Here is a 20,369-nt window from a genome sequence, read left to right on the forward strand (position 1 = left end):
GACGGATGGCTGCCGCCACTCGCCCGCTTCGGTCAACGCCTCATCGACCGGCGGGGAGTCGGACCTCGTCAGACCCCACCGGTGACCGGCCGCCGGTCCCCCGTCGCCCCGTCGATGAGCTCCCGCACGATGTCCATGTGCCCGGCGTGCCTCGCGGTCTCCTCGATCATGTGGACGAGGACCCAGCGCAGGGAGACGGGCTGTTCCCGCCAGGCGGGCGGGCCCAGGGTTTCCAGGGACAGTTCGGCGATCGTGCGGTCGGCGGCGGCGCGGGCGTAGAAGGCGACGATCCGTTCCGTCGTCTCGTCGGGAGCGACGGTCATGTCCTCGTCGGAGTACGGGTCGAACCACGGCGGCTCGACCTCGCGGCCGAAGGTGCCGGTGAACCAGCCGTACTCCACCGACCCCAGATGCTTCACCAGGCCGAGCAGTTGCGTCCCGGACGGGGTCATCGGGCGCCGCAACTGCTCGTCGTCCAGGCCCTCCAGCTTCCACAGGACCGCGTCCCGGTGCCGGTCGAGGCTCGCGTGCAGCGTCGCCTTCTCGTCGGCCGCCGTGTACGCCGACTCCCCACCCGCGTCGACTGTCATGTCCCGGAAAGCCAGCAGCGTCCCGCCCCGGAAAATCAGCAGCTTTCCCCGTGGCCGCCCTGCGACGATCTCCTCATGGACAACTCCCGGACCTTCGATGACCTGGTCGCCGAGGGCGCCGCCGTGCCCACCGAGGGCTGGGACTTCTCCTGGTTCGAGGGGCGGGCCACCGAGGCGCGGCCCTCATGGGGCTACGCCCGCTCGGCGGGCCACCGGCTGGCCCGGGCCACGGCGGCGCTCGACATCCAGACCGGGGGAGGGGAGGTGCTCGACTTCGCCCTCGGTACGGCGGCGCCCGCCCGGCCCGTACTGGTCGCCGCCACCGAGGGCTGGCCGCCGAACGCCGCCAAGGCGACCGCCCTGCTGCGGCCCCGCGGTGTCGTGGTCGTCGCCGCGCCGGAGGACGCGTCGCTGCCCTTCGCCGACGAGGCCTTCGACCTGGTCCTCAGCCGGCACCCGGTGTGCCCGCAGTGGGAGGAGATCGCCCGCGTACTGCGGCCGGGCGGTACGTACTTCGCCCAGCACGTCGGGCCGAGCAGCGTGTTCGAGCTGGTCGAGTACTTCCTCGGGCCGCAGCCGGACGGCGTGCGCAGCGGCCGCCACCCCGACCGGGAGCGGGCCGGCGCGGAAGCGGCGGGGCTGGAGATCGTCGACCTGCGGGCCGAGCGGCTGCGGATGGAGTTCCACGACATCGCCGCCGTCGTGCACTTCCTGCGCAAGGTGGTCTGGATGGTGCCCGGCTTCACCGTCGAGGCGTACGAGCCGCGGCTGCGTGCCCTGCACGAGCGGATCGAGGCCGAGGGACCCTTCGTCGCGCACAGCACCCGCCACCTCTTGGATGCCCGGAAGCCGGAGTAGCGAATCGGGCGATCTGCGCATAAGTGAACGGGCCGACCCCCGTGTTCACCTTTCGCATCCCTGGGGTTTCCACATCGTTATACCGGGCGACTCCCAACCGCCTCGACCCTCGCGTAAGTTCAGACCAAGAAAATTCGCGCAAGCAAATCCGCGCGGGTGGTACCGCGCGGTGGAGGGGGCTGCGCGGTGCCGGAATCCCGTCGGCGCACGCGTCAAGCGGCCGTTCGCGACCGGGTCGCCCATCGGAGGGATCGGGAGGACAACTCGCCGAGCGGCCCCCAAGAGGGCCCAAACCCTCTTGATCTCACCGCATACGGCCCGCTTCCCTGTGAATCCGCTGTGATTCAGCCGTGCGAACCCCCTGAACGAAGCCTTCCGTCCTCACCGCCGCGTCGCCATGTGACTCCGGAGCGTAGTTGTGGCCCGCCGATGCACGCATCCGCCCTCACGAAGGGTTATGGTGGAAACCCCCCCTCGGGCCGGTCCGTCTCCCCCCCCACGGACCGGCCCGTTTTTTCTCCCCAGGGGGTGAGCCGACCAGCGGCACGGGGCTCAAAATCCCGTGTCAAAGCCCCGCGGGGGTAGGCTTCGGCCCGCGGGGACCGCGACACCGGAGGGGCTGACAATCACGTGAACCTGCGCGACAGGCTGCGCGGCCTGCTGGTCAGGCTGTACGCACACCGGGTGGAAGGCCACCTGGACCACGCTCAGGTGCCCAAGCACATCGGCGTCATCATGGACGGCAACCGCCGGTGGGCGAAGGCCGCCGGCTCCAGCACCGTCCACGGTCACCGGGCAGGTGCCGACAAGATCGAGGAGTTCCTCGGCTGGTGCTCCGAGACGGACGTCGAGGTGGTCACGCTCTGGCTGCTGTCCACGGACAACTTCGACCGGCCCAAGGAGGAGCTCGTCCCGCTCCTCGGCATCATCGAGGACGTCGTGCGCACCCTGGCAGCCGACGGCCGCTGGCGGGTGCACCACGTCGGCACGCCCGACATCCTCCCCTCGCAGATGCAGACCGCGCTGAAGGAGGCCGAGGAGGCCACCGCGCACGTCGACGGGATACTGGTCAACGTCGCCATCGGCTACGGCGGCCGCCAGGAGATCGCGGACGCCGTCCGCGCGATGCTCCTCGACGCCCACGACAGGGGCGTCTCGATGGAGGACCTCGCCGAGTCCGTCGACGTCGAGATGATCGGCCGTCACCTCTACACCGGCGCCCAGCCCGACCCCGACCTGGTGATCCGTACCAGCGGCGAACAGCGGCTGTCCGGATTCATGCTGTGGCAGACGGCCCATTCGGAGTACTACTTCTGTGAGGTCTTCTGGCCGGCCTTCCGCAAGGTCGACTTCCTGCGTGCCCTGCGCGACTACGCCGCACGTCACCGGCGTTACGGCGGCTGACCGGCGGACACCGGCCCCCGGGACATACCCCAGGGGGAAAGGCGCTCGTATACCCCATTTCGACCGGGTGTAACAAGGAGTTCATCAGCGCGCTGTCCCATGCCTTTGCATGGCGCCGCTTGTTCGAGGGCATAAGCCAAGCAGGTCGACACCCGAACCACGGGTGTCGCATCTCAGCGGACGGCACGGGGCCGTCCGCCCGGGAGGCCCTTTGCACCAGCCCGACCGTGCGGTCACTGCACGGACGCAGCCGCGGAGGGCCGGTTCTCGGCCCGCCGTGCGCGGAGGCCGTCGACCGGTCCAGCTCACTCTCGTCGCTCCCCGACCTCATCCGAGGGGGTACGTCCTTCCGTGGTGACCAGCACAAAGCGCCACAAGCCAGACCGGCGCACGTATGTTCTCGACACCAGCGTCCTGCTGGCCGACCCGAACGCCCTGGCCCGCTTCGACGAGCACGAGGTCGTGCTCCCCATCGTCGTGGTGACGGAGCTGGAGGCCAAGCGGCACCATCCCGAACTCGGCTACTTCGCCCGGCAGGCCCTGCGCCTGCTTGACGACTACCGGGTGAAGTACGGTCGCCTCGACGCCCCCATCCCGATCGGGGAACTCGGCGGAACGATCCGTGTCGAGCTCAACCACTCGGACCCCAGCGTGCTGCCCACCGGCTACCGCCTGGGGGACAACGACTCCCGCATCCTCGCGGTGGCCCGCAATCTGCAGGCCGAGGGGTTCGACGTCACCGTCGTGTCGAAGGACCTGCCCCTGAGGATCAAGGCGTCGTCCGTGGGCCTCCTCGCGGAGGAGTACCGGGCCGAACTCGCCATCACGGACGCCTCCGGCTGGACCGGAATGTCCGAGCTGGTCCTCTCCGGCGAGCAGGTGGACATCCTCTTCGAGGAAGGACACGTGTACGTGCCGGAGGCCTCCGGCCTCCCCGTGCACACCGGCCTGACGATCCAGTCGGAGCGCGGCAAGGCGCTCGGCCGGGTCACCGCGGAGGGCAATGTCCGCCTGGTGCGCGGCGACCGGGAGGCGTTCGGCATCAAGGGCCGCAGCGCCGAGCAGCGCATCGCGCTCGACCTGCTCCTCGACCCGGACGTCGGCATCGTCTCGATGGGCGGCCGGGCCGGCACCGGCAAGTCGGCGCTGGCGCTGTGCGCGGGCCTGGAGGCGGTCCTGGAGCGCCGTCAGCACCAGAAGGTGATGGTCTTCCGCCCGCTGTACGCGGTCGGCGGGCAGGAACTGGGCTATCTGCCCGGCTCCGAGGCGGAGAAGATGAGCCCCTGGGCGCAGGCGGTCTTCGACACCCTCTCCGCGGTCACCAGCCGCGAGGTCATCGAGGAGGTCACCGCGCGCGGGATGCTGGAGGTCCTGCCGCTGACCCACATCCGCGGGCGCTCGCTGCACGACGCGTTCGTGATCGTGGACGAGGCGCAGTCACTGGAAAGGAACGTACTTCTCACTGTTCTGTCCCGGATCGGCGCGAATTCACGTGTCGTTCTGACCCATGATGTGGCACAAAGGGACAATCTGCGGGTCGGCCGGTACGACGGTGTGGTCGCCGTCGTCGAGAAGCTGAAGGGGCATCCGCTCTTCGCACATGTCACGCTGACCCGGTCCGAGAGGTCCCAGATTGCAGCGCTTGTGACCGAAATGCTCGAAGACGGTCATATCTGACCTGAGTGGCCAGAGTGTCCAACCAGGGCGATACGTCCGTCAGTTGGCGCCGTCCGACAAAGGCCCTGAGCCTAGTCGGGCGGCGCCTTCGCGTGTGGCTGTTTCTTTGAATCCCCTGGGCCAAACCGGATGTGAGCTTTCACACTCAACTCGGAATTGCCACCCGGCGTCCGGTTACGGCAGAGTCTCACTCCTGTCAGGCCCCGCATACGACACACCTGTACCCCCAGCGGTACGGCATCACATAGCACCACCACCAACTCCATACGGAATGTCGTATGCCGCCCGAGCACCTCGCGGCACTCCCTGTGCGGGAGTTGCCCACCGGGCCCGTGCCTCCCGTGACCCCGCAGTTGGGAGGCCAGCGTCAGGGGCACGATTGCGTCCGCCAGGGTCACCGAAGCGGGCGATGCTGGAAGGAAACCGTGTGAGCCGGATTTCGGTCCGGGGATTCGCAGTGGCCTCGGCCACCGCGGTCACCGCCGTCGGAAGCGTCGTCGGAGTTGCCTCGGGCAGCGTCGCGCAGAACAACGACGCCGAGGCGACGGCTGCCGACACCCCGCTCCTCGCGGACATACCCGCGGGTCAGCAGGCCCAGGTGCAGACCGCGTCCCTGACGCAGCAGGCCGACACACAGGCCATCGCCGCGGACACGAGCGCCAAGAAGGACGCCGAGGAAGCGGCCCGCAAGGCGGCTGCCCAGACCGCGATCGCGAAGAAGGAAGCCGCCGAGAAGGCGGCGAAGGACGCCAAGGAGCGCGCCGAGACGAAGTCCGCGGCCAGCCGCGACGACGTCCGCGACTCCTCCAGCTTCCCGGTGCAGAGCACCTACACCGTCGCGCAGATCCAGGCGATGGCCCGCCAGATGGTGCCGGCCGGCCAGTTCCAGTGCTTCAGCAACATCGTGGACCACGAGTCCAGCTGGAACATGCACGCGGTGAACGCCTCCTCCGGCGCCTACGGTCTCTTCCAGGCACTGCCCGCCTCCAAGATGTCGTCCGCGGGTGCCGACTGGCAGACCAACCCGGCCACCCAGATCAAGTGGGGCCTCAGCTACATGAACGGCCGGTACGGCAGCCCGTGCGAGGCCTGGTCGTTCTGGCAGGCGAACCACTACTACTGAGCCGCCGTTCGCCGCTCTCAACCTCACGCAGCCCCTCCCCGTCCTAGGGGGAGGGGCTGTTGCCCTGTACGGTCGGACGCGACGACTCCGGGGGGGAGTGGTGGGGAGCACCCGGGGACACGGGGGAAGAGGACGGATCATGTCGCGAGTGCCGGGGTGGCTGGGCCGGATCGGAGCCCGACTCACCGAAGTGGGCGAGCGGTTGGAGGAGCGCAGGGCCGAGGCGGAGAAGGAGGACGCCGAGACCGGACCGCCGGCCCCCGAAACCGAACCCCCGCCCGCCGACCACCAGGCACCGGTCGCCGTCCCCGTCCGCCCCGATCCCGCGCAGGCGGTGCCCTGGGGCGTACGGGTCGCGGCCGAGGCCGGGTGGCGGCTGCTGGTGCTGGCGGGCACGGTCTGGGTGCTGATGCGGGTCATCAGCGCCGTACAACTGGTGGTGCTGGCCTTCGCGACCGCGCTGCTCATCACCGCTCTGCTGCAGCCCACGGTGGCGCGGCTGCGGCGCTGGGGGCTGCCGCGGGGGCCCGCCACCGCGCTCACCGCGATCCTCGGCTTCGTCATCATGGGCCTGATCGGATGGTTCGTCACCTGGCAGGTGATGGAGAACATCGACGATCTCTCCGACCAGATCCAGGACGGTATCGACGAACTCCGCAAGTGGCTGCTGAACAGTCCCTTCCACGTCACCGACAAGCAGATCAACCAGATCGCCAAGAACCTGCGGGAGGCGATCGGGGCGAACACGGACCAGATCACGTCGGCGGGGCTCGAGGGCGTGACGGTGGTCGTGGAAGCCCTCACGGGCATCCTCCTCACCATCTTCTCGACCCTCTTCCTCCTCTACGACGGCCGGCGGATCTGGGAGTGGACGCTGAAGCTCGTGCCGGCGGCGGCGCGGCCCGGGGTGGCCGGGGCGGGGCCCCGGGCCTGGCGCACCCTCACCGCGTACGTCCGGGGCACGGTGATAGTGGCGTTGATCGACGCGATCTTCATCGGCCTCGGCATCTACTTCCTCGACGTCCCGATGGCCGTCCCGCTCGCGGTGTTCATCTTCCTGTTCGCCTTCATCCCGCTGGTCGGCGCGGTGGCCTCCGGCGCGCTGGCGGTGGTGGTCGCGCTCGTCACCCAGGGCGTGTTCACCGCCGTGATGACGCTGGCGGTGGTGCTGGCGGTCCAGCAGATCGAGGGGCACATCCTCCAGCCGTTCATCCTGGGGCGTGCGGTGCGGGTCCATCCGCTGGCGGTGGTGCTCTCCGTCACCGCCGGGGGGATGATCGCGGGGATCGGCGGCGCGGTGGTCGCCGTGCCGCTGGTGGCGGTCACCAACACGGTGGTCGGCTACCTGCGCGCCTACTCCCAGGAACAGGCCCGCCGGCTGGCTGCCGCCCAGGCGCAAGCACGGCCGGCGGAGCCCGCCGCGGAGACGTCGGCTTCCTAGGGGGGCGCTCAGGAAACGCCGGGGCCCCGCCCACCAAGAGCAAGAGGTGAGCGGGGCCCGGAGTGAACCCGGTCTACTCAGCGAGCAGCGCCTCCGCGTCCAGTGTCACGCCCACCGCCTGGATGACGGAGGCGATCTTGAAGGACTCCTGGATGACCTCGCGGTCGACGCCGGCCTTGCGGAGTACCTGCTCGTGGGAGTCGAGGCACATGCCGCAGCCGTTGATGGCGGAGACCGCGAAGGACCACAGCTCGAAGTCGGCCTTGTCGACGCCGGGGTTGCCGATGACGTTCATCCGCAGGCCCGCCCGCAGGGTGCCGTACTCGTGGTCCGACAGCAGGTGACGCGTGCGGTAGAAGACGTTGTTCATGGCCATGATGGCGGCCGCGGACTTGGCCGCGGTGTACGCCTCCGGCGTGAGGTTGGCCTTCGCCTCGGGCTCCAGCTCGCGCAGCACGATCGGGGAACGGGAGGCGATCGCCGTCGCCAGCACCGTGCCCCACAGCTGCTGCGCGGGCAGCTCGGAGTTGCCGATGACCGAGCCCAGGTTGAGCTTCAGGTCCTTGGCGTAGTCCGGAATCCGGGACTTGAGGGAGTCGAGCGACATGTCAGGTCACTCCCCGGCCAGCAGCGCGACCGGGTCCAGGGTCTCGTCGCCCTTGCTCCAGTTGCACGGGCACAGCTCGTCCGTCTGCAGCGCGTCCAGCACCCGCAGGACCTCCTTGGGGTTACGGCCGACCGAACCCGCCGTCACCATGGAGAACTGGATCTCGTTGTTCTGGTCCACGACGAAGACCGCGCGCTTGGCGAAGCCGTCCTCGTCCTCGATGCCCAGCTCCCGCATCAGCTCGTGCTTGGAGTCGGCCATCATCGGGAACGGCAGGTCGCGCAGGTCGTCGTGGTCCTTGCGCCAGGCGTGGTGGACGAACTCGGAGTCGCCGGAGAAGCCGAGGATCTGCGCGTCGCGGTCGGCGAACTCGTCGTTCAGCTTGCCGAACGCGGCGATCTCGGTCGGGCACACGAAGGTGAAGTCCTTGGGCCAGGCGAAGACCACCTTCCACTTGCCTTCGTAGGTCTTGTGGTTGATCTTCTCGAACTCCTTGCCCTTCTCCAGCGAGACGCAGGCGGTCAGTTCGAACTCGGGGAACTTGTCACCGACAGTGAGCACACGCTCTCCTTGCAGCGAAGAAACACCCGGATCGCGGGTGTTTCCCATGGGTTGGACTTTTTCGATGTTGGCACAGGGTGCATTGATACGGGAAATAGCTACACTCGGTCAGGTTGATCGGAGGTAGCTATCAGTGACCATGAGTAGCAGCAAGCGGAGACTGCCCAGCCTTTCCCAGCTGCGCGCCTTCGCCGCCGTCGCCGAGTACCTGCACTTCCGGGACGCGGCGGCAGCCATCGGAATGAGCCAGCCCGCGCTGTCCGGGGCGGTGTCCTCCCTGGAGGAGACCCTCGGGGTCACGCTCCTCGAACGTACGACCCGCAAGGTGCTGCTCTCGCCCGCCGGTGAGCGTCTGGCCGTACGGGCGAAGGCGGTACTGGAGGAGGTCGGGGCGCTGCTGGAGGAGGCCGAGGCGGTCCGGGCGCCGTTCACGGGGGTGCTGCGGCTCGGTGTCATCCCCACCGTCGCGCCCTATCTGCTGCCCACCGTCCTCAACCTGGTCCACGACCGCTACCCGCACCTCGACCTGCAGGTCCATGAGGAGCAGACCGCCAACCTCATCGAGGGGTTGACCAGCGGACGGCTCGACCTCTTGCTGCTCGCCGTCCCGCTCGGCGTACCGGGGGTCGTCGAAGTCCCCCTGTTCGACGAGGACTTCGTGCTCGTCACTCCGCTCGACCACTGGCTCGGCGGACGGGAGGGCATCCCGCGCGAGGCACTGAAGGAGCTCAACCTGCTGCTCCTGGACGAGGGGCACTGCCTGCGCGACCAGGCGCTCGACATCTGCCGGGAGGCGGGCCGGGAGGACGCGCCGGTCACCACCACGGCGGCGGGCCTGTCCACCCTCGTCCAGCTCGTCGCCGGCGGACTCGGCTGCACCCTGCTGCCGCGCACCGCCCTCAAGGTCGAGACGACCCGCAGCAACCAGCTCCTGACCGGCTGCTTCGCCGAGCCCGCCCCGAGCCGCCGCATCGCCCTGGCCATGCGCGCCGGCGCGGCCCGCGGCGCCGAGTACCAGGAGCTGGCGGCCGCCCTCCGCGAGGCCCTCAGGCCACTGCCCGTGCGGGTCCTGGACCGGGAGGCATAGACGGCGAAGGGCCTCTTCCCGTCCCCGGGAAGAGGCCCTCAAGAACACCGCGGCGAGGCCCTACTCGGTCCGCAGCCCCTCCGGCCGCATCAGCCGCAGCAGCGGCGGCAGGCTGAGCAGCGTCACCGCCAGGACGACGGCCGCGCCGACGCCGGTCATCGACAGCACGCTCGCCCAGTCGATACGCACCGGTGTGGCCGTCATACGGAGCAGCACCGCGCCCAGGGTCAGGCCCACCGTCGAGGCGAGGAACAGGCCGAGGGCGACCGGGACGGCCGTCTGCCACAGCACGGACAGGCTCAGCGTGCGACGCCGGGTGCCGAAGGCGACCAGGGCGGACAGCAGCTTCTTGCGCTCGCGCAGCTGCTCCAGCTGCGACACCAGCAGGCTCGCTCCGATCAGCGCCAGCACACAGGCGGCGCCGACGAGCAGGCCGGTGCGGATGGAGGTGAACTCCTTGGACTGTTCACTGGACGCCCACTCCATGGCGTCCGCCATCGGGGAGATCTCCGCCGCCGCGTTGCGCGCGTACTCCCGCGCGTCCGGCACGGACTCGTCCAGCGACAGGTAGACGTGCCCGTACAGCGTCCCCGCCACCCGCGCGGGCACCGCGCCGGGAGTCATCAGGAAGCCGCCGCGCCGCATGTTCGTCGGGTCCTTGACGGAGCGGGCCTGCTTGATGTTCCGGGGCACGGCCCAGGCGACCTCGCTGCCTCGCTCACCTGAGTACGACGGATCGAGGTACAGCGTCCGGCCGGGATGGGCGAGCTTCGGCGCGTCGGTGTCGTACTCGCCTCCCCGGAGGACGAAGACGTCCCCGTCCCGGCAGGACGGCAGGGCGGCCACCTCGCGCAGGGCTTCGCAGTCACCGACGGTGAGCCGGCTGGAGGTCTCGGGATCCTTGCGTGTGGTCCCCAGCGCGCCGCCGGCCAGGGCGCTGGCCTTGCGCACGCCCTTGGTGGCGGCGAACTTCCTGGTCGCCGAGGTCAGTTCGACCCCGGTCGGCACGGACACGTCCATCTGCGCCCGCGACAGGTCGTTCGCCGACCGCTTCGTGTAGGCGCTGTCCACACCGGAGAACAGCATCTGCAGTGCGATCGCCCCGGCCACCGCGACCGCGATGCCGTTGACCATGCGCGCGGCCGAACCGCTGCTCAACTGCAGCCGCCGTACGGCCAGCTGCCAGGCGACCCCGCCGGAGCCCAGCCGGGCGACGACCGTCTCCACCACCCACGGCAGCAGCGCGGTGACACCGACCAGCAGCAGGATGACACCGCCTGCGACCAGGTACTGGTTGAAGTCCCCGTTGCCCCGGCCCTGCCCGATCATCGGGTAGAGCATCGCGAGCCCGCCCAGCGGCAGCAGCAGCCGCCACCACAGGCGTCGGCGCGCCGGCCGTGCCGCACGGACCACGCCCAGCGGCTCGATGACCACCCCGCGCAGCGCGAACAGCGTGACGGCCACCGCCGCCGCCGGGACCGCGACCACGATCAGCATGGCGAGCAGGGGGGAGGGGGTGAGGTAGCTGGGGAAGACGCTGACGCCGAGGATCTCGACGGAGCCCGCCGCCTGACGGCCGATCAGGAAGAAGACCGTGCCGAGCAGCAGGCCGAGCAGCGAGCCCGCGAGGGCCTCGCCCGCCGCGATCCGGCGGGTCATCCGGCTGTCGGAGCCGACCAGCCGCAGCGCCGCCAGCCTGCGGTCGCGCCGCTCGCCGCCGAACCGTACGGCCGCGCCGATGAACACGGCGACCGGCATCAGCAGCACGACGAAGACGACGAGGGCGAGCAGGACCAGCACCGGGTCCGTCTGCTGCTGCGACGGGTGCGGGTCGCCGTAGCGGTCGATGCGGTCCACCCGGGAGTGGTCGATCTTCGCCGCGAGCCCCTTGACGCCCGCATAGTAGGCGAGTTCGTGCGAGCCGATCAGCCCGTGCTCCCCGATGGTCCCGACGACCCGGTACGGCAGCCGCTCCCTGAGCAGCTTCCCCCCGTCGGAGTCGAGCAGCGACTTCAGCGCCGGCGAGACCACCATCTCGCCGGTCGCGGGGTACTTCCGCACGCCCGGCGGCAGGGGCGCGTGCGGTCCCTCGGGCTCCACCAGTCGCCCGCGGACGTCGCTCTCGCGGAACGTGGAGTCGACGTCGGCGATGACGAGGGTGCCGTCCGTCTTGGGCGGCGTCTTCAGGTTGTACGTGAAGTCCAGCCGAGCCTTTTCGCGCTCGTGCCGCACCGTCAGCACGTTCGGTATCGCCGTCGTCAGCAGCAGCACCGCCACGCCGAGCCCGACGCCGACGCCCGTCAGCAGCATCCGTACCCAGCCCTCGCGTCCGCCGGTGACGGCGAACCGGGCTCCCATGGCCAGATCCCTCAACCACTGCCGCACGCTCATACGGCGCGCTCCATGTCCCTGGACTTGCCGTCCCGTACGACGATCTCGCGGTCGGAGTAGGCCGCCACCCGGGCCTCGTGCGTCACCAGCACCACGGCCGCGTTGGTCGACCGGGCCGCGTCCGTCAGCAGTTCCATCACGCGCTCGCCGTTGAGCGAGTCGAGCGCGCCGGTCGGCTCGTCGGCGAACAGCACCCGCGGACTGGTGACCAGCGCCCGCGCCACGGCGACCCGCTGCCCCTGGCCGCCGGAGACCTCACCGGGCCGCTTGCCCTTCAGGTCGTGGACCTCCAGCCGCTCCATCCAGGTGAGCGCGGTGCGCTCGGCCTGCTTGCGGGAGGTGCCGTTCAACCGCAGCGGCAGCGCCACGTTCTCCACGCAGGTGAGCTCCGGGACGAGCTGCCCGAACTGGAACACGAACCCGAACTCGCTGCGCCTGAGGGCACTGCGCTGGGCGTCGCTCATCGTGGCGAGCTCCCGCCCGTCGTACGTGATCGAGCCCGAGTCGGGCGGCACGATCCCCGCGAGACAGTGCAGCAGCGTCGACTTGCCGGACCCGGAGGGGCCCATCACGGCGACGACCTCGCCGGGGTGGATGGAGAAGTCGGCGCCGTCCAGCGCGACGGTCGGACCGTAGGCCTTGCGCAGCCCGTCGGCGGCGAGCAGGGAACCGGGAGGAGCCGTCATGCGGCAGCCACCGCCTCACGGAGCTTGTCGAGGCGCGCGGCGGTGAGTTCCAGCCAGCGCAGGTCGGCCTCGAGGTGGAACAGGGCGTGATCGCAGATCAGCTGGTCCGCCAGATCGCCCTTGCGCTTGCGGTCGGTCAGGATCCGCATGCTGCGCAGGTGCTCGGCGCGCTGGGTGTCGAGGATGTCGGCCGCGTTGCGCCGCGTCAGCAGCGCGAGGACGACCTTGGTGTAGAGGGTCGACTGGAGGTACGGCTCCGGCTTCTCCGGCGTCGCCAGCCACCGCTCCACGTCGGTGATGCCGGCGTCGGTGATCGCGTACCGCTTGCGCTCGGGCCCGCCGCCCGCCTCGATCCCGTCGACTTCGACGAGGCCGTTCTTCAGCAGCCGGGACATCGTCGAGTAGACCTGGCCGTAGTGCAGCGGCCGGTCGTGACCGAACTTCTCGTCGAAGGCCCGCTTCAGGTCGTAGCCGTGCCGCGGGCCGGACTCAAGGAGTCCCAGAAGGGTGTGACCGATGGACATGTCAAGCACTCTACACGTGGTGTATACGCCGTATGTATACGCCGAGTGTGTAGATCATGGCGGGGGGTAGGGCCGCGCAGGTGGGCGACGAATGTCACGGTTCTGCTACACGCCCCGGCCTCCCCCGGGGGAAGCCGTTTCCCCCGCCGAAGCAACCCTCCGGCCCCTCCAGCCGTCGGTTCCGTTGGAACGGGGTGCTGATTGTCACGTCCACAAAAGGGCGGATCGAAGGTCCTTTGTCATATAGAGCGGTGTTAGCTTTCTGAGCTGACCAGAGACGGAAGCGGAGCGTAGGGACTCATGGGACGAGCGGAAGAGAGACGAGCGCGGCAGCGCGGTGGCCACCGCGCGGCGCCCAGGCGCCACCGCTCGCAACCCACGGCGAACGCCCAGCCGGCGGCGGCGAACGGCAAGCCCGCCAAGGGCCGAATACGCAGGCTGTTCACCTGGAAGAAGATCCTCGGCACGTTCTTCGGCTTCTGCCTGCTGTGCATCGGCGCCTTCATCGCGCTGTACATGGCCGTGGACGTCCCCGCGGGCAACGTGGCCGCGAAGCGCCAGAGCAACGTCTACAAGTTCAGCGACGGCACGATCCTGGCCCGGGACGGCAAGGTCAACCGGGAGATCGTGGACCTGTCGAAGGTGCCGAGGAAGGTCCAGCTGACCTTCGTGGCGGCCGAGAACAAGAGCTTCTACCACGACCCCGGCGTCGACTTGAAAGGCACCGCCCGCGGCCTGATCAACACCCTCTCCGGCAAGGGCAAGCAGGGCGGTTCGACGATCACCCAGCAGTACGTCAAGAACTTCTACCTCAACCAGGACCAGACCGTCACGCGCAAGCTGAAGGAACTGGTCATCTCGTTGAAGGTGGAGCGCGAGAAGTCCAAGGACGAGATCCTCGCGGGCTACATCAACACCAGCTACTACGGCCGCGGCGCCTACGGCATCCAGGCCGCCGCCCAGGCCTACTACCGCGTCGACGCCGAGGACCTCACCGTCGAGCAGGGCGCGTACCTCGCCGCGCTGCTCCAGGCACCCAGCCAGTACGACTGGGCCGCCGCGACCGACCACGGCAAGAAGCTGGTGACGGCGCGCTGGAACTACGTCCTGGACAACATGGTCGAGGAGCACTGGCTGGACTCCGCCGAGCGCCAGGCCCTGGACTTCCCCAAGCCCAAGGAGCCCAAGGGCGCCCCGGGCATGGAAGGCCAGAAGGGCTACCTGGTCGATCTCGCCAACACGCAGCTGGCACAGCGGCTGATGAAGGACGAGGGCATCTCCAAGTCCGACGCGGAGGCGCAGGTCCTGAACCAGGGGTGGACCATCACCCTGAACATCGACAAGAAGAAGCAGGCGCAGCTGGAAAAGGCGGTCAAGTCCCGGCTGACCAGCAAGCTCGACCCGAAGAAGCGCAAGGTCGACGGCAACGTCCAGGCCGGCGCCGTGTCGGTCGACCCCAAGACGGGCAAGATCGTCGCCCTGTACGGCGGCCAGGACTACTTCAAGCACTACTACAGCAACGCCACCCGCCGGGACTACCAGCCCGCATCGACGTTCAAGCCGCTGATCCTGGCCGCCGCCCTGGAGCAGGACGCCACGACGCAGGACGGCAACCCGATCAACGCCGACACGATCTACGACGGCACCAGCCGCCGCCCGGTCGTGGATCACGGCACCAAGGTCGGATTCGCCCCGCCGAACGAGGACGGCCACAGCTACGGCGACATCACCGTCCAGCAGGCGATGAACAAGTCCGTCAACTCCGTCTTCGCGCAGATGGGCGTCGACGTCGGCATGAAGAACGTGCTGAAGGTCGCCGGCGAGCTCGGCATGGACACCGAGGGCCTGGAGGCGGTGCCCGCGCAGACCCTGGGCACCATGGGCGCGAGCCCGCTGGAGATGGCCGGGGTGTACGCCACCCTCGACAACCACGGCGCCAAGGTCACGCCGTCGATCATCAAGGCGGCGGAGAACAAGGGCCGTACGGTCGACATGCCCGACCCGATCGGCGGCCAGGTGATCAGCCGTACCGCCGCCGACACGGTGACCTCGGTGCTGACCGGCGTGGTCGACGACGGTACGGCGCAGCGGTCGGTCGCGGCGAACCCGCTGCGCGACGGGCAGCAGGTGGCGGGCAAGACCGGTACCTCCGACGAGAACAAGTCCGCCTGGTTCACCGGCTACACGCCCGATCTGGTCACCTCGGTCGGCCTGTTCGGCGAGGAGAAGAAGACCGGCCGCCATGTGTCCCTGCAGGGCGCGACCGGCCTGATCCCGGGCTCCGGCCGGATCGACGGAGGCGGGTACCCGGCGCACATCTGGGCGGCGTACACCTTCGGGGTCACGCACAAGGCCACGTTCGACCTGAACACCACGCAGGGCGCGGCGGTCGAACCGACGAAGACCCCGACCTACTCCCAGTCGCCGACCGAGACCGCGTCCGAGACGCCGAGCTCCCCACCGCCGTCGTCCGAGTCCCCGACGTCCGTGTCACCGTCACCGTCCTCGACGACCAGCAAACCGCCGACGCCCACCGCGCCGACGACGACGGCACCGCCGACTCCGACGGACACGCCGACGGACGACATCACGGACAACCCGCTCAACCCCAACAGCCAGTAGGGGCAGCGGCGGAAAGGGGCGCCCGGGAGAAACCGGGCGCCCCTTTCCCTCCGGTCCCGCTCAACTCCGGTTCAGCTCGAACCAGACCACCTTGCCGGTGCTCAGCCGCGTCGCGCCCCAGCGCCGGGCCAGCCGGTTCACCAGGTACAGCCCGCGCCCGCCCTCGTCCGTGGCCCGGGCCTGGCGCAGGCGCGGCAGCTGGGGCACGTCGTCGCCGACCTCGCAGCGCAGCACGTCGGTGCGCAGCAGACGGAGCGTGATCGGGCGGGAGGCGTAGCGCACGGCGTTCGTCACGACCTCGCTGACCAGCAGCTCCACCGAGTCACTGAGGTCCTCCAGGCCCCAGCGGGCCAGCGCGCGCCGGGCCAGCCGGCGGGCCCGGCCGGGGGCCGCGTCCTCCGGCTCCAGGAACCAGTACGCGACGTCACTCGGCGCGATCCCGTCGAAGCGGGCGGCGAGCAGTGCGATGTCGTCGTCCCGGTCACCCGGGCCGAGCATGTCGAGCACCTCGTCGCACAGGGCTTCCAGCGGCGGCGGATGGTCCGGCCCCGTGAGCTGGGCGGTCGCGGCGAGCTTCTCCCGCAGTTGCTCTATGCCGGTCCACACGTCCCTGAGGCGGGACTCCACCAGGCCGTCGGTGTACAGGAGCAGCGTGGCCCCGGCGGGCGCGTCCAGCTCGACGGCCTCGAAGTCGACACCGCCGACGCCGATGGGCGCGCCCGGCGGTACCCGCAGCACCTCGGCCCGGCCGCCCAGGTGCAGCAGGACGGGCGGGGGATGGCCGGCGTTGGCGATGGTGATGCGGTGCGAGACCGGGTCGTAGACCGCGTACAGGCAGGTCGCCATCCGGTCGGTGCCCAGCCGCTGCGCCTGCTCGTCCAGGTGGTGCAGCACCTCCTGCGGGGGCAGGTCGAGCCCGGCGAGGGTCTGGGCGGTCGTCCGCAGCTGGCCCATGATCGCCGCGGAGGTCATGGAGTGGCCCATGACGTCACCGACGACCAGCGCTACCCGGCTGCCGGGCAGCGGGATCGCGTCGTACCAGTCGCCGCCGACCCGCGCGGTCTCGGCGGCCGGCAGGTAGCGCGAGGCCAGCCGGACGCCGGTCGGGCGGGGCAGCGTCTCCGGCAGCATCGTGCGCTGCAGCTCGTCGGCGATGTACGCCTCACGGCCGTACAGCACCGCCTTGTCGATGCCGAGGGCGCTGTGCGTGGCCAGCTGGGCGGCGACCAGCAGGTCATCGGCCTCGAACGCCAGCCGCTCGGGGCGGCGCAGGAACAGCGCGGCCCCGATGACCCGGCGCCGGCCGCGCAGCGGCGCGAGGATCGCGTGCTGTGCGCCGGGGACCACCGACTCGCCGCCCTCGCCGAGGAGTTCGGGGAGCGCGGCGCGGGCGGCGGGGGAGTCGGCGAACACCGGCCGCACCCCGCGCAGCACCTCGTTGAGCGCGCCGCCGGGCCGCACCTCGCACAGCTCGGCGGTCATCGCCGACAACTCCGCGAGCTCGGTCTCCGGCGTCGGCGCAGGCAGGAAACCGCCCTCGGTGTCCCGCTCCTCCGGGATCCGGTCGGTGCGGCGCAGCCGCAGCACCACGGGTCCGGTGGGGCGTTCGTCGCCGACCGGCAGCGGGTCGCGCAGATAGACGAGGATCGCGTCCGAGAAAGTCGGCACGGTGGCCCGGCACAGCCCCATCACGATCTCGTCGAGGTCGATGCCGCGGGCGATCCGCCGGGTCGCGGCGCCCACGAAGCGCAGCCGGTCGCCGTCCCGCCGCATCGGCAGGGGACGGCCCGGCGGCAGTCCCCGCCCGGTACGGCGCTCCGGGCCGCCGGGGCCGTGCTCCTGCTCGTCGGCGGCCGGCTGGACCGGGATGGCCTCGGGCGCGGGACGCGGACGGTGAGCGTCCGGCTCGGCCGCGGAGGGCTGGGCGTGCTCGGGGCCGTTGACTGGGAGCTCCTTCCCCTTGCCGCAGGGCGTGGTGGCACCCGGCGAGGAGGGTGTCTCGCCGGTGCGGGCCTGTGCGGGTAAGGCGGGGGCGCCGAGGGGCGCCGGGGTACGCACGAGCGCCCCGCGGGGCTCCGCGGGGTCGACGCCCGGCTGGGGGCGCTCGTAGGAGGTGGGCTGCTCCGTCACGCGTGTCGAATCCATCCGTTGGGGGCCGCGCGCCGCGCGCGCAGTTCGTCCCGCAGAAATCCCGATACCCGGAATACGTGCCCCGGGAACGGAATTCCCGCGTGGTCAGAGGCTGTTTCTGTGCCACCGGCGGACCATCGCGGGTCCACTGTGGTGTTGCCCTCGTACCACTCGCTCACGTCCTGCCGCCCCTCGGTGACGTTCGGTCAAGCCCGGTACCGACCCCGGGAGTTGTCGTTGATCGTCCCTCCGGAGGACGATCCTACGGTTGTGGACCGGGGGCGCATCAAGGGTCTCATGAGGACACGTGCGCGGGCGTACGGTCCCAGTCCTCCGGCAGTGACGGTACCGCCCAGGACGGGTCCGGGCGCCAGTGCTGCCAGCCATCCGAGAACGGCGGGCCCCAGGCGCGGATCACCTCCACCGCGTCCCGGCCCGCCTGCCGCACCCGTTCGGCGAGCCGGGCGTCCATCAGGCCGTCCCGCTGGGCCTGCGCGAACTCGTCCTCGTCGCGCCAGTGCCAACTGCGGTCCGGATGCACGGAGATGTCGAGGAAGTGGTCCTCGGAGTCGACCCCGCCGTCCCAGCGGACCAGCGGCTCCTCGAGATTGACGTACCAGTTCTTGAACCGCCAGCCCGGCTCCCAGAACAGCCACACCGACCACGGCTCACCGGGCCGGGCCAGCTTCAGCACGCCGGTCCCGAACCACCGGTCGCGCTGCACCGAACGCGGCTTGGTGTAGCGCGACCGGAGCGGCTCCAGGTGCACGGGCGTGCCGTCGGCGAGCACCGGCCGCACGCACTCGGTGCCCGGCGCCATCCACACGGCGAGCAGGCCCGCGTCGTCCCGTACGACGGTCACGGGGCGCGCGATGTGGAAACGGTCGCCGGCGTTCTCCCGGTACCGCCACAGGATCTGGCTCCCCGGCGCCCAGAAGGCCGTAGCACCGCCCGCTTCCCCGCGTTCCACGCGTCTCACCGCTCCACCGTCTGCCATGCACAGATATTAGGTGCCCCAGGCATACGACGCTGCGGCACGTGTCACGGTTCTGGCCGGGCGGCGCGAATGGTTCCCTGCCGGTTACGGGTGCGTCATACGCAGGACATCCAGCGCCTCGTCCAGCTGCTCCCGGGTGAGGTCGCCGCGTTCGACATACCCGCTCTCGAGTACCACCTGACGGATCGTCTTGCGTTCCACGAGCGCCTTCTTGGCCACCTTGGCGGCCTCCTCGTACCCGATGTACTTGTTGAGCGGCGTCACGACGGAGGGCGAGGACTCCGCGTACTCGCGGGCCCGGTCCCGGTGGGCGGTGATCCCGTCCACGGTACGGTCGGCCAGCAGCCGCGCCACGTTGGCGAGCAGCCGGATCGACTCCAGCACGTTCTTGGCGATGACCGGGAGCATGACGTTGAGCTCGAAGTTCCCGGACGCGCCGGCCGTCGTGATGGTCGCGTCGTTGCCGATGACCTGGGCCGCGACCATGAGGACCGCCTCCGGAATGACCGGATTCACCTTCCCCGGCATGATCGAGGAGCCGGGCTGGAGGTCGGGCAGGGAGATCTCGGCGAGTCCCGTCCTCGGCCCCGAGGCCATCCACCGCAGGTCGTTGGCGATCTTTGTCAGCCCGACCGCGATGGTCCTCAGCTGTCCGCTCGTCTCCACGATCCCGTCCCGGGCACCCTGCGCCTCGAAGTGGTCGCGCGCCTCGGTGAGCGGCAGCCCGGTGACCCCGGCGACCTCCGCGATCACGGCGGCGGAGAAGCCCGGCGGGGTGTTGATGCCGGTGCCGACGGCGGTGCCGCCCAGCGGCAACTCGGCGAGGCGCGGGAGGGAGGCGTGCAGCCGCTCGACGCCGTACCGGACCTGCGCGGCGTACCCGCCGAACTCCTGACCCAGGGTCACGGGAGTGGCGTCCATGAGGTGCGTCCGGCCCGACTTCACGACATCGGCGAACTCCTCGCTCTTGCGGCCGAGCGCGTCGGCGAGATGCTCCAGGGCCGGGATCAGGTCGTGCGTGACGGCGGCGGTGGCGGCGATGTGGAGGGAGGAGGGGAAGACGTCGTTGGACGACTGCGAGGCGTTGACGTGGTCGTTCGGGTGCACGGGCCGGCCCAGCCGCTCCGTCGCCAGCGTGGCGATGACCTCGTTGGTGTTCATGTTGGACGAGGTCCCCGACCCCGTCTGGAACACGTCGACCGGGAAGTGCTCGTCCCACTTCCCGTCCGCGACCTCCTTCGCCGCCTCCTGGATCGCCTCGGCCACGTCCTTGTCGAGCACCCCCAGCTCGGCGTTCACCTTCGCCGCCGCGCCCTTGATCCGGGCCAGGGCCTCGATGTGCGCGCGCTCGATCCGCTGTCCGGAGATGGGGAAGTTCTCGACGGCGCGCTGGGTCTGGGCACGCCACTTGGCGTCCGCCGGGACACGTACCTCGCCCATGGAATCGTGCTCGATCCGGTATTCGCTCATGTCCCTTACAGCGATCGGGACGGCGGGGATGTTCCGGACTGTGGGCCGCACGGGACTCAGCCCGTCCGGCGTTTGAGGACGAGGCCGTTCGGGCCGAAGGGGCGGGGCCCCTGAGGTATGGGAATGGGCAGGGGCGGCGGGGCCGAGATCCGTCCCCGGCCGCCCCGAGAGCGACTACGCCGGCCCAGGCCCCCGCACCGG

General features: G+C 70.3%; 16 protein-coding genes. 7 read left to right on the forward strand and 9 right to left on the reverse strand.

Annotation, left to right across the window (positions count from 1 at the left end; genetic code table 11):
* Positions 1-68: 68 nt before the first annotated feature.
* A complete protein-coding gene (locus ACIBBH_RS08100) occupies positions 69-590 on the reverse strand; it encodes a DinB family protein (protein WP_399403141.1) in 522 nt (173 codons plus the stop codon).
* Between the two features lie 75 nt (positions 591-665).
* On the opposite strand from ACIBBH_RS08100, the gene ACIBBH_RS08105 reads away from it, so the two are divergent.
* From ACIBBH_RS08105 to ACIBBH_RS08125, 5 genes are all read left to right on the forward strand, one after another.
* Entirely contained in the window at positions 666-1,448 is a 783-nt protein-coding gene (locus tag ACIBBH_RS08105) for a methyltransferase domain-containing protein (protein WP_399403143.1), read from the forward strand.
* Between the two features lie 630 nt (positions 1,449-2,078).
* Positions 2,079-2,852, forward strand: coding sequence for an isoprenyl transferase (locus ACIBBH_RS08110; protein WP_399403145.1), 774 nt, complete (start codon positions 2,079-2,081; stop codon positions 2,850-2,852).
* 351 nt (positions 2,853-3,203) lie between these two features.
* A complete protein-coding gene (locus ACIBBH_RS08115; protein ID WP_399403147.1) occupies positions 3,204-4,529 on the forward strand; it encodes a PhoH family protein in 1,326 nt (441 codons plus the stop codon).
* 409 nt (positions 4,530-4,938) lie between these two features.
* Positions 4,939-5,652, forward strand: coding sequence for a transglycosylase SLT domain-containing protein (locus ACIBBH_RS08120; RefSeq protein ID WP_399403149.1), 714 nt, complete (start codon positions 4,939-4,941; stop codon positions 5,650-5,652).
* A 139-nt stretch (positions 5,653-5,791) separates the two neighbouring features.
* Positions 5,792-7,093, forward strand: a complete 1,302-nt coding sequence (locus ACIBBH_RS08125; protein WP_399403151.1) for an AI-2E family transporter — start codon at positions 5,792-5,794, stop codon at positions 7,091-7,093.
* Positions 7,094-7,166: 73 nt separating this feature from the next.
* Here the strand turns inward: ACIBBH_RS08125 and ACIBBH_RS08130 are convergent, their stop codons facing one another.
* A complete protein-coding gene (locus tag ACIBBH_RS08130) occupies positions 7,167-7,700 on the reverse strand; it encodes an alkyl hydroperoxide reductase (protein WP_399403153.1) in 534 nt (177 codons plus the stop codon).
* A 6-nt stretch (positions 7,701-7,706) separates the two neighbouring features.
* Positions 7,707-8,261 carry a peroxiredoxin gene (locus ACIBBH_RS08135; protein ID WP_399403155.1) on the reverse strand — a complete coding sequence of 185 codons (555 nt, stop codon included), beginning with the start codon at positions 8,259-8,261 and terminating at the stop codon, positions 7,707-7,709.
* Positions 8,262-8,400: 139 nt separating this feature from the next.
* Between ACIBBH_RS08135 and ACIBBH_RS08140 the strand changes: the two genes are divergently transcribed.
* Positions 8,401-9,348: a LysR substrate-binding domain-containing protein gene (locus tag ACIBBH_RS08140; protein ID WP_399403157.1), complete on the forward strand. Its 948-nt coding sequence runs from the start codon at positions 8,401-8,403 to the stop codon at positions 9,346-9,348.
* 60 nt (positions 9,349-9,408) lie between these two features.
* Here the strand turns inward: ACIBBH_RS08140 and ACIBBH_RS08145 are convergent, their stop codons facing one another.
* The 3 genes from ACIBBH_RS08145 to ACIBBH_RS08155 are packed head-to-tail and all read right to left on the reverse strand — an operon-like array spanning position 9,409 to position 12,949.
* A complete protein-coding gene (locus ACIBBH_RS08145; protein WP_399403159.1) occupies positions 9,409-11,739 on the reverse strand; it encodes an ABC transporter permease in 2,331 nt (776 codons plus the stop codon).
* Complete coding sequence (locus tag ACIBBH_RS08150; protein ID WP_399403161.1) at positions 11,736-12,425, reverse strand: ABC transporter ATP-binding protein; 690 nt, start codon at positions 12,423-12,425, stop codon at positions 11,736-11,738. The genes ACIBBH_RS08145 and ACIBBH_RS08150 overlap by 4 nt, the downstream gene beginning before the upstream one ends.
* On the reverse strand, positions 12,422-12,949 hold the full coding sequence (locus ACIBBH_RS08155; protein WP_399403163.1) for a PadR family transcriptional regulator: 528 nt from the start codon (positions 12,947-12,949) through the stop codon (positions 12,422-12,424). Before ACIBBH_RS08155 ends, ACIBBH_RS08150 begins: the two co-directional genes overlap by 4 nt.
* Before the next feature lie 300 nt (positions 12,950-13,249).
* On the opposite strand from ACIBBH_RS08155, the gene ACIBBH_RS08160 reads away from it, so the two are divergent.
* Positions 13,250-15,571, forward strand: coding sequence for a transglycosylase domain-containing protein (locus ACIBBH_RS08160; protein ID WP_399403165.1), 2,322 nt, complete (start codon positions 13,250-13,252; stop codon positions 15,569-15,571).
* 60 nt (positions 15,572-15,631) lie between these two features.
* On the opposite strand, the gene ACIBBH_RS08165 is transcribed toward ACIBBH_RS08160, so the two are convergent.
* From ACIBBH_RS08165 to ACIBBH_RS08175, 3 genes are all read right to left on the reverse strand, one after another.
* The gene (locus tag ACIBBH_RS08165) at positions 15,632-17,716 is read right to left on the reverse strand and encodes a SpoIIE family protein phosphatase (RefSeq protein WP_399403167.1); all 2,085 of its coding nucleotides are present in this window, start codon (positions 17,714-17,716) and stop codon (positions 15,632-15,634) included.
* A gap of 280 nt (positions 17,717-17,996) precedes the next feature.
* Complete coding sequence (locus ACIBBH_RS08170; protein ID WP_399403169.1) at positions 17,997-18,698, reverse strand: DUF402 domain-containing protein; 702 nt, start codon at positions 18,696-18,698, stop codon at positions 17,997-17,999.
* 84 nt (positions 18,699-18,782) lie between these two features.
* Positions 18,783-20,168 carry a class II fumarate hydratase gene (locus ACIBBH_RS08175; protein ID WP_399403170.1) on the reverse strand — a complete coding sequence of 462 codons (1,386 nt, stop codon included), beginning with the start codon at positions 20,166-20,168 and terminating at the stop codon, positions 18,783-18,785.
* Between the last annotated feature and the right edge of the window lie 201 nt (positions 20,169-20,369).

Source organism: Streptomyces sp. NPDC051636, assembly GCF_044453765.1.
Taxonomy (GTDB): domain Bacteria; phylum Actinomycetota; class Actinomycetes; order Streptomycetales; family Streptomycetaceae; genus Streptomyces.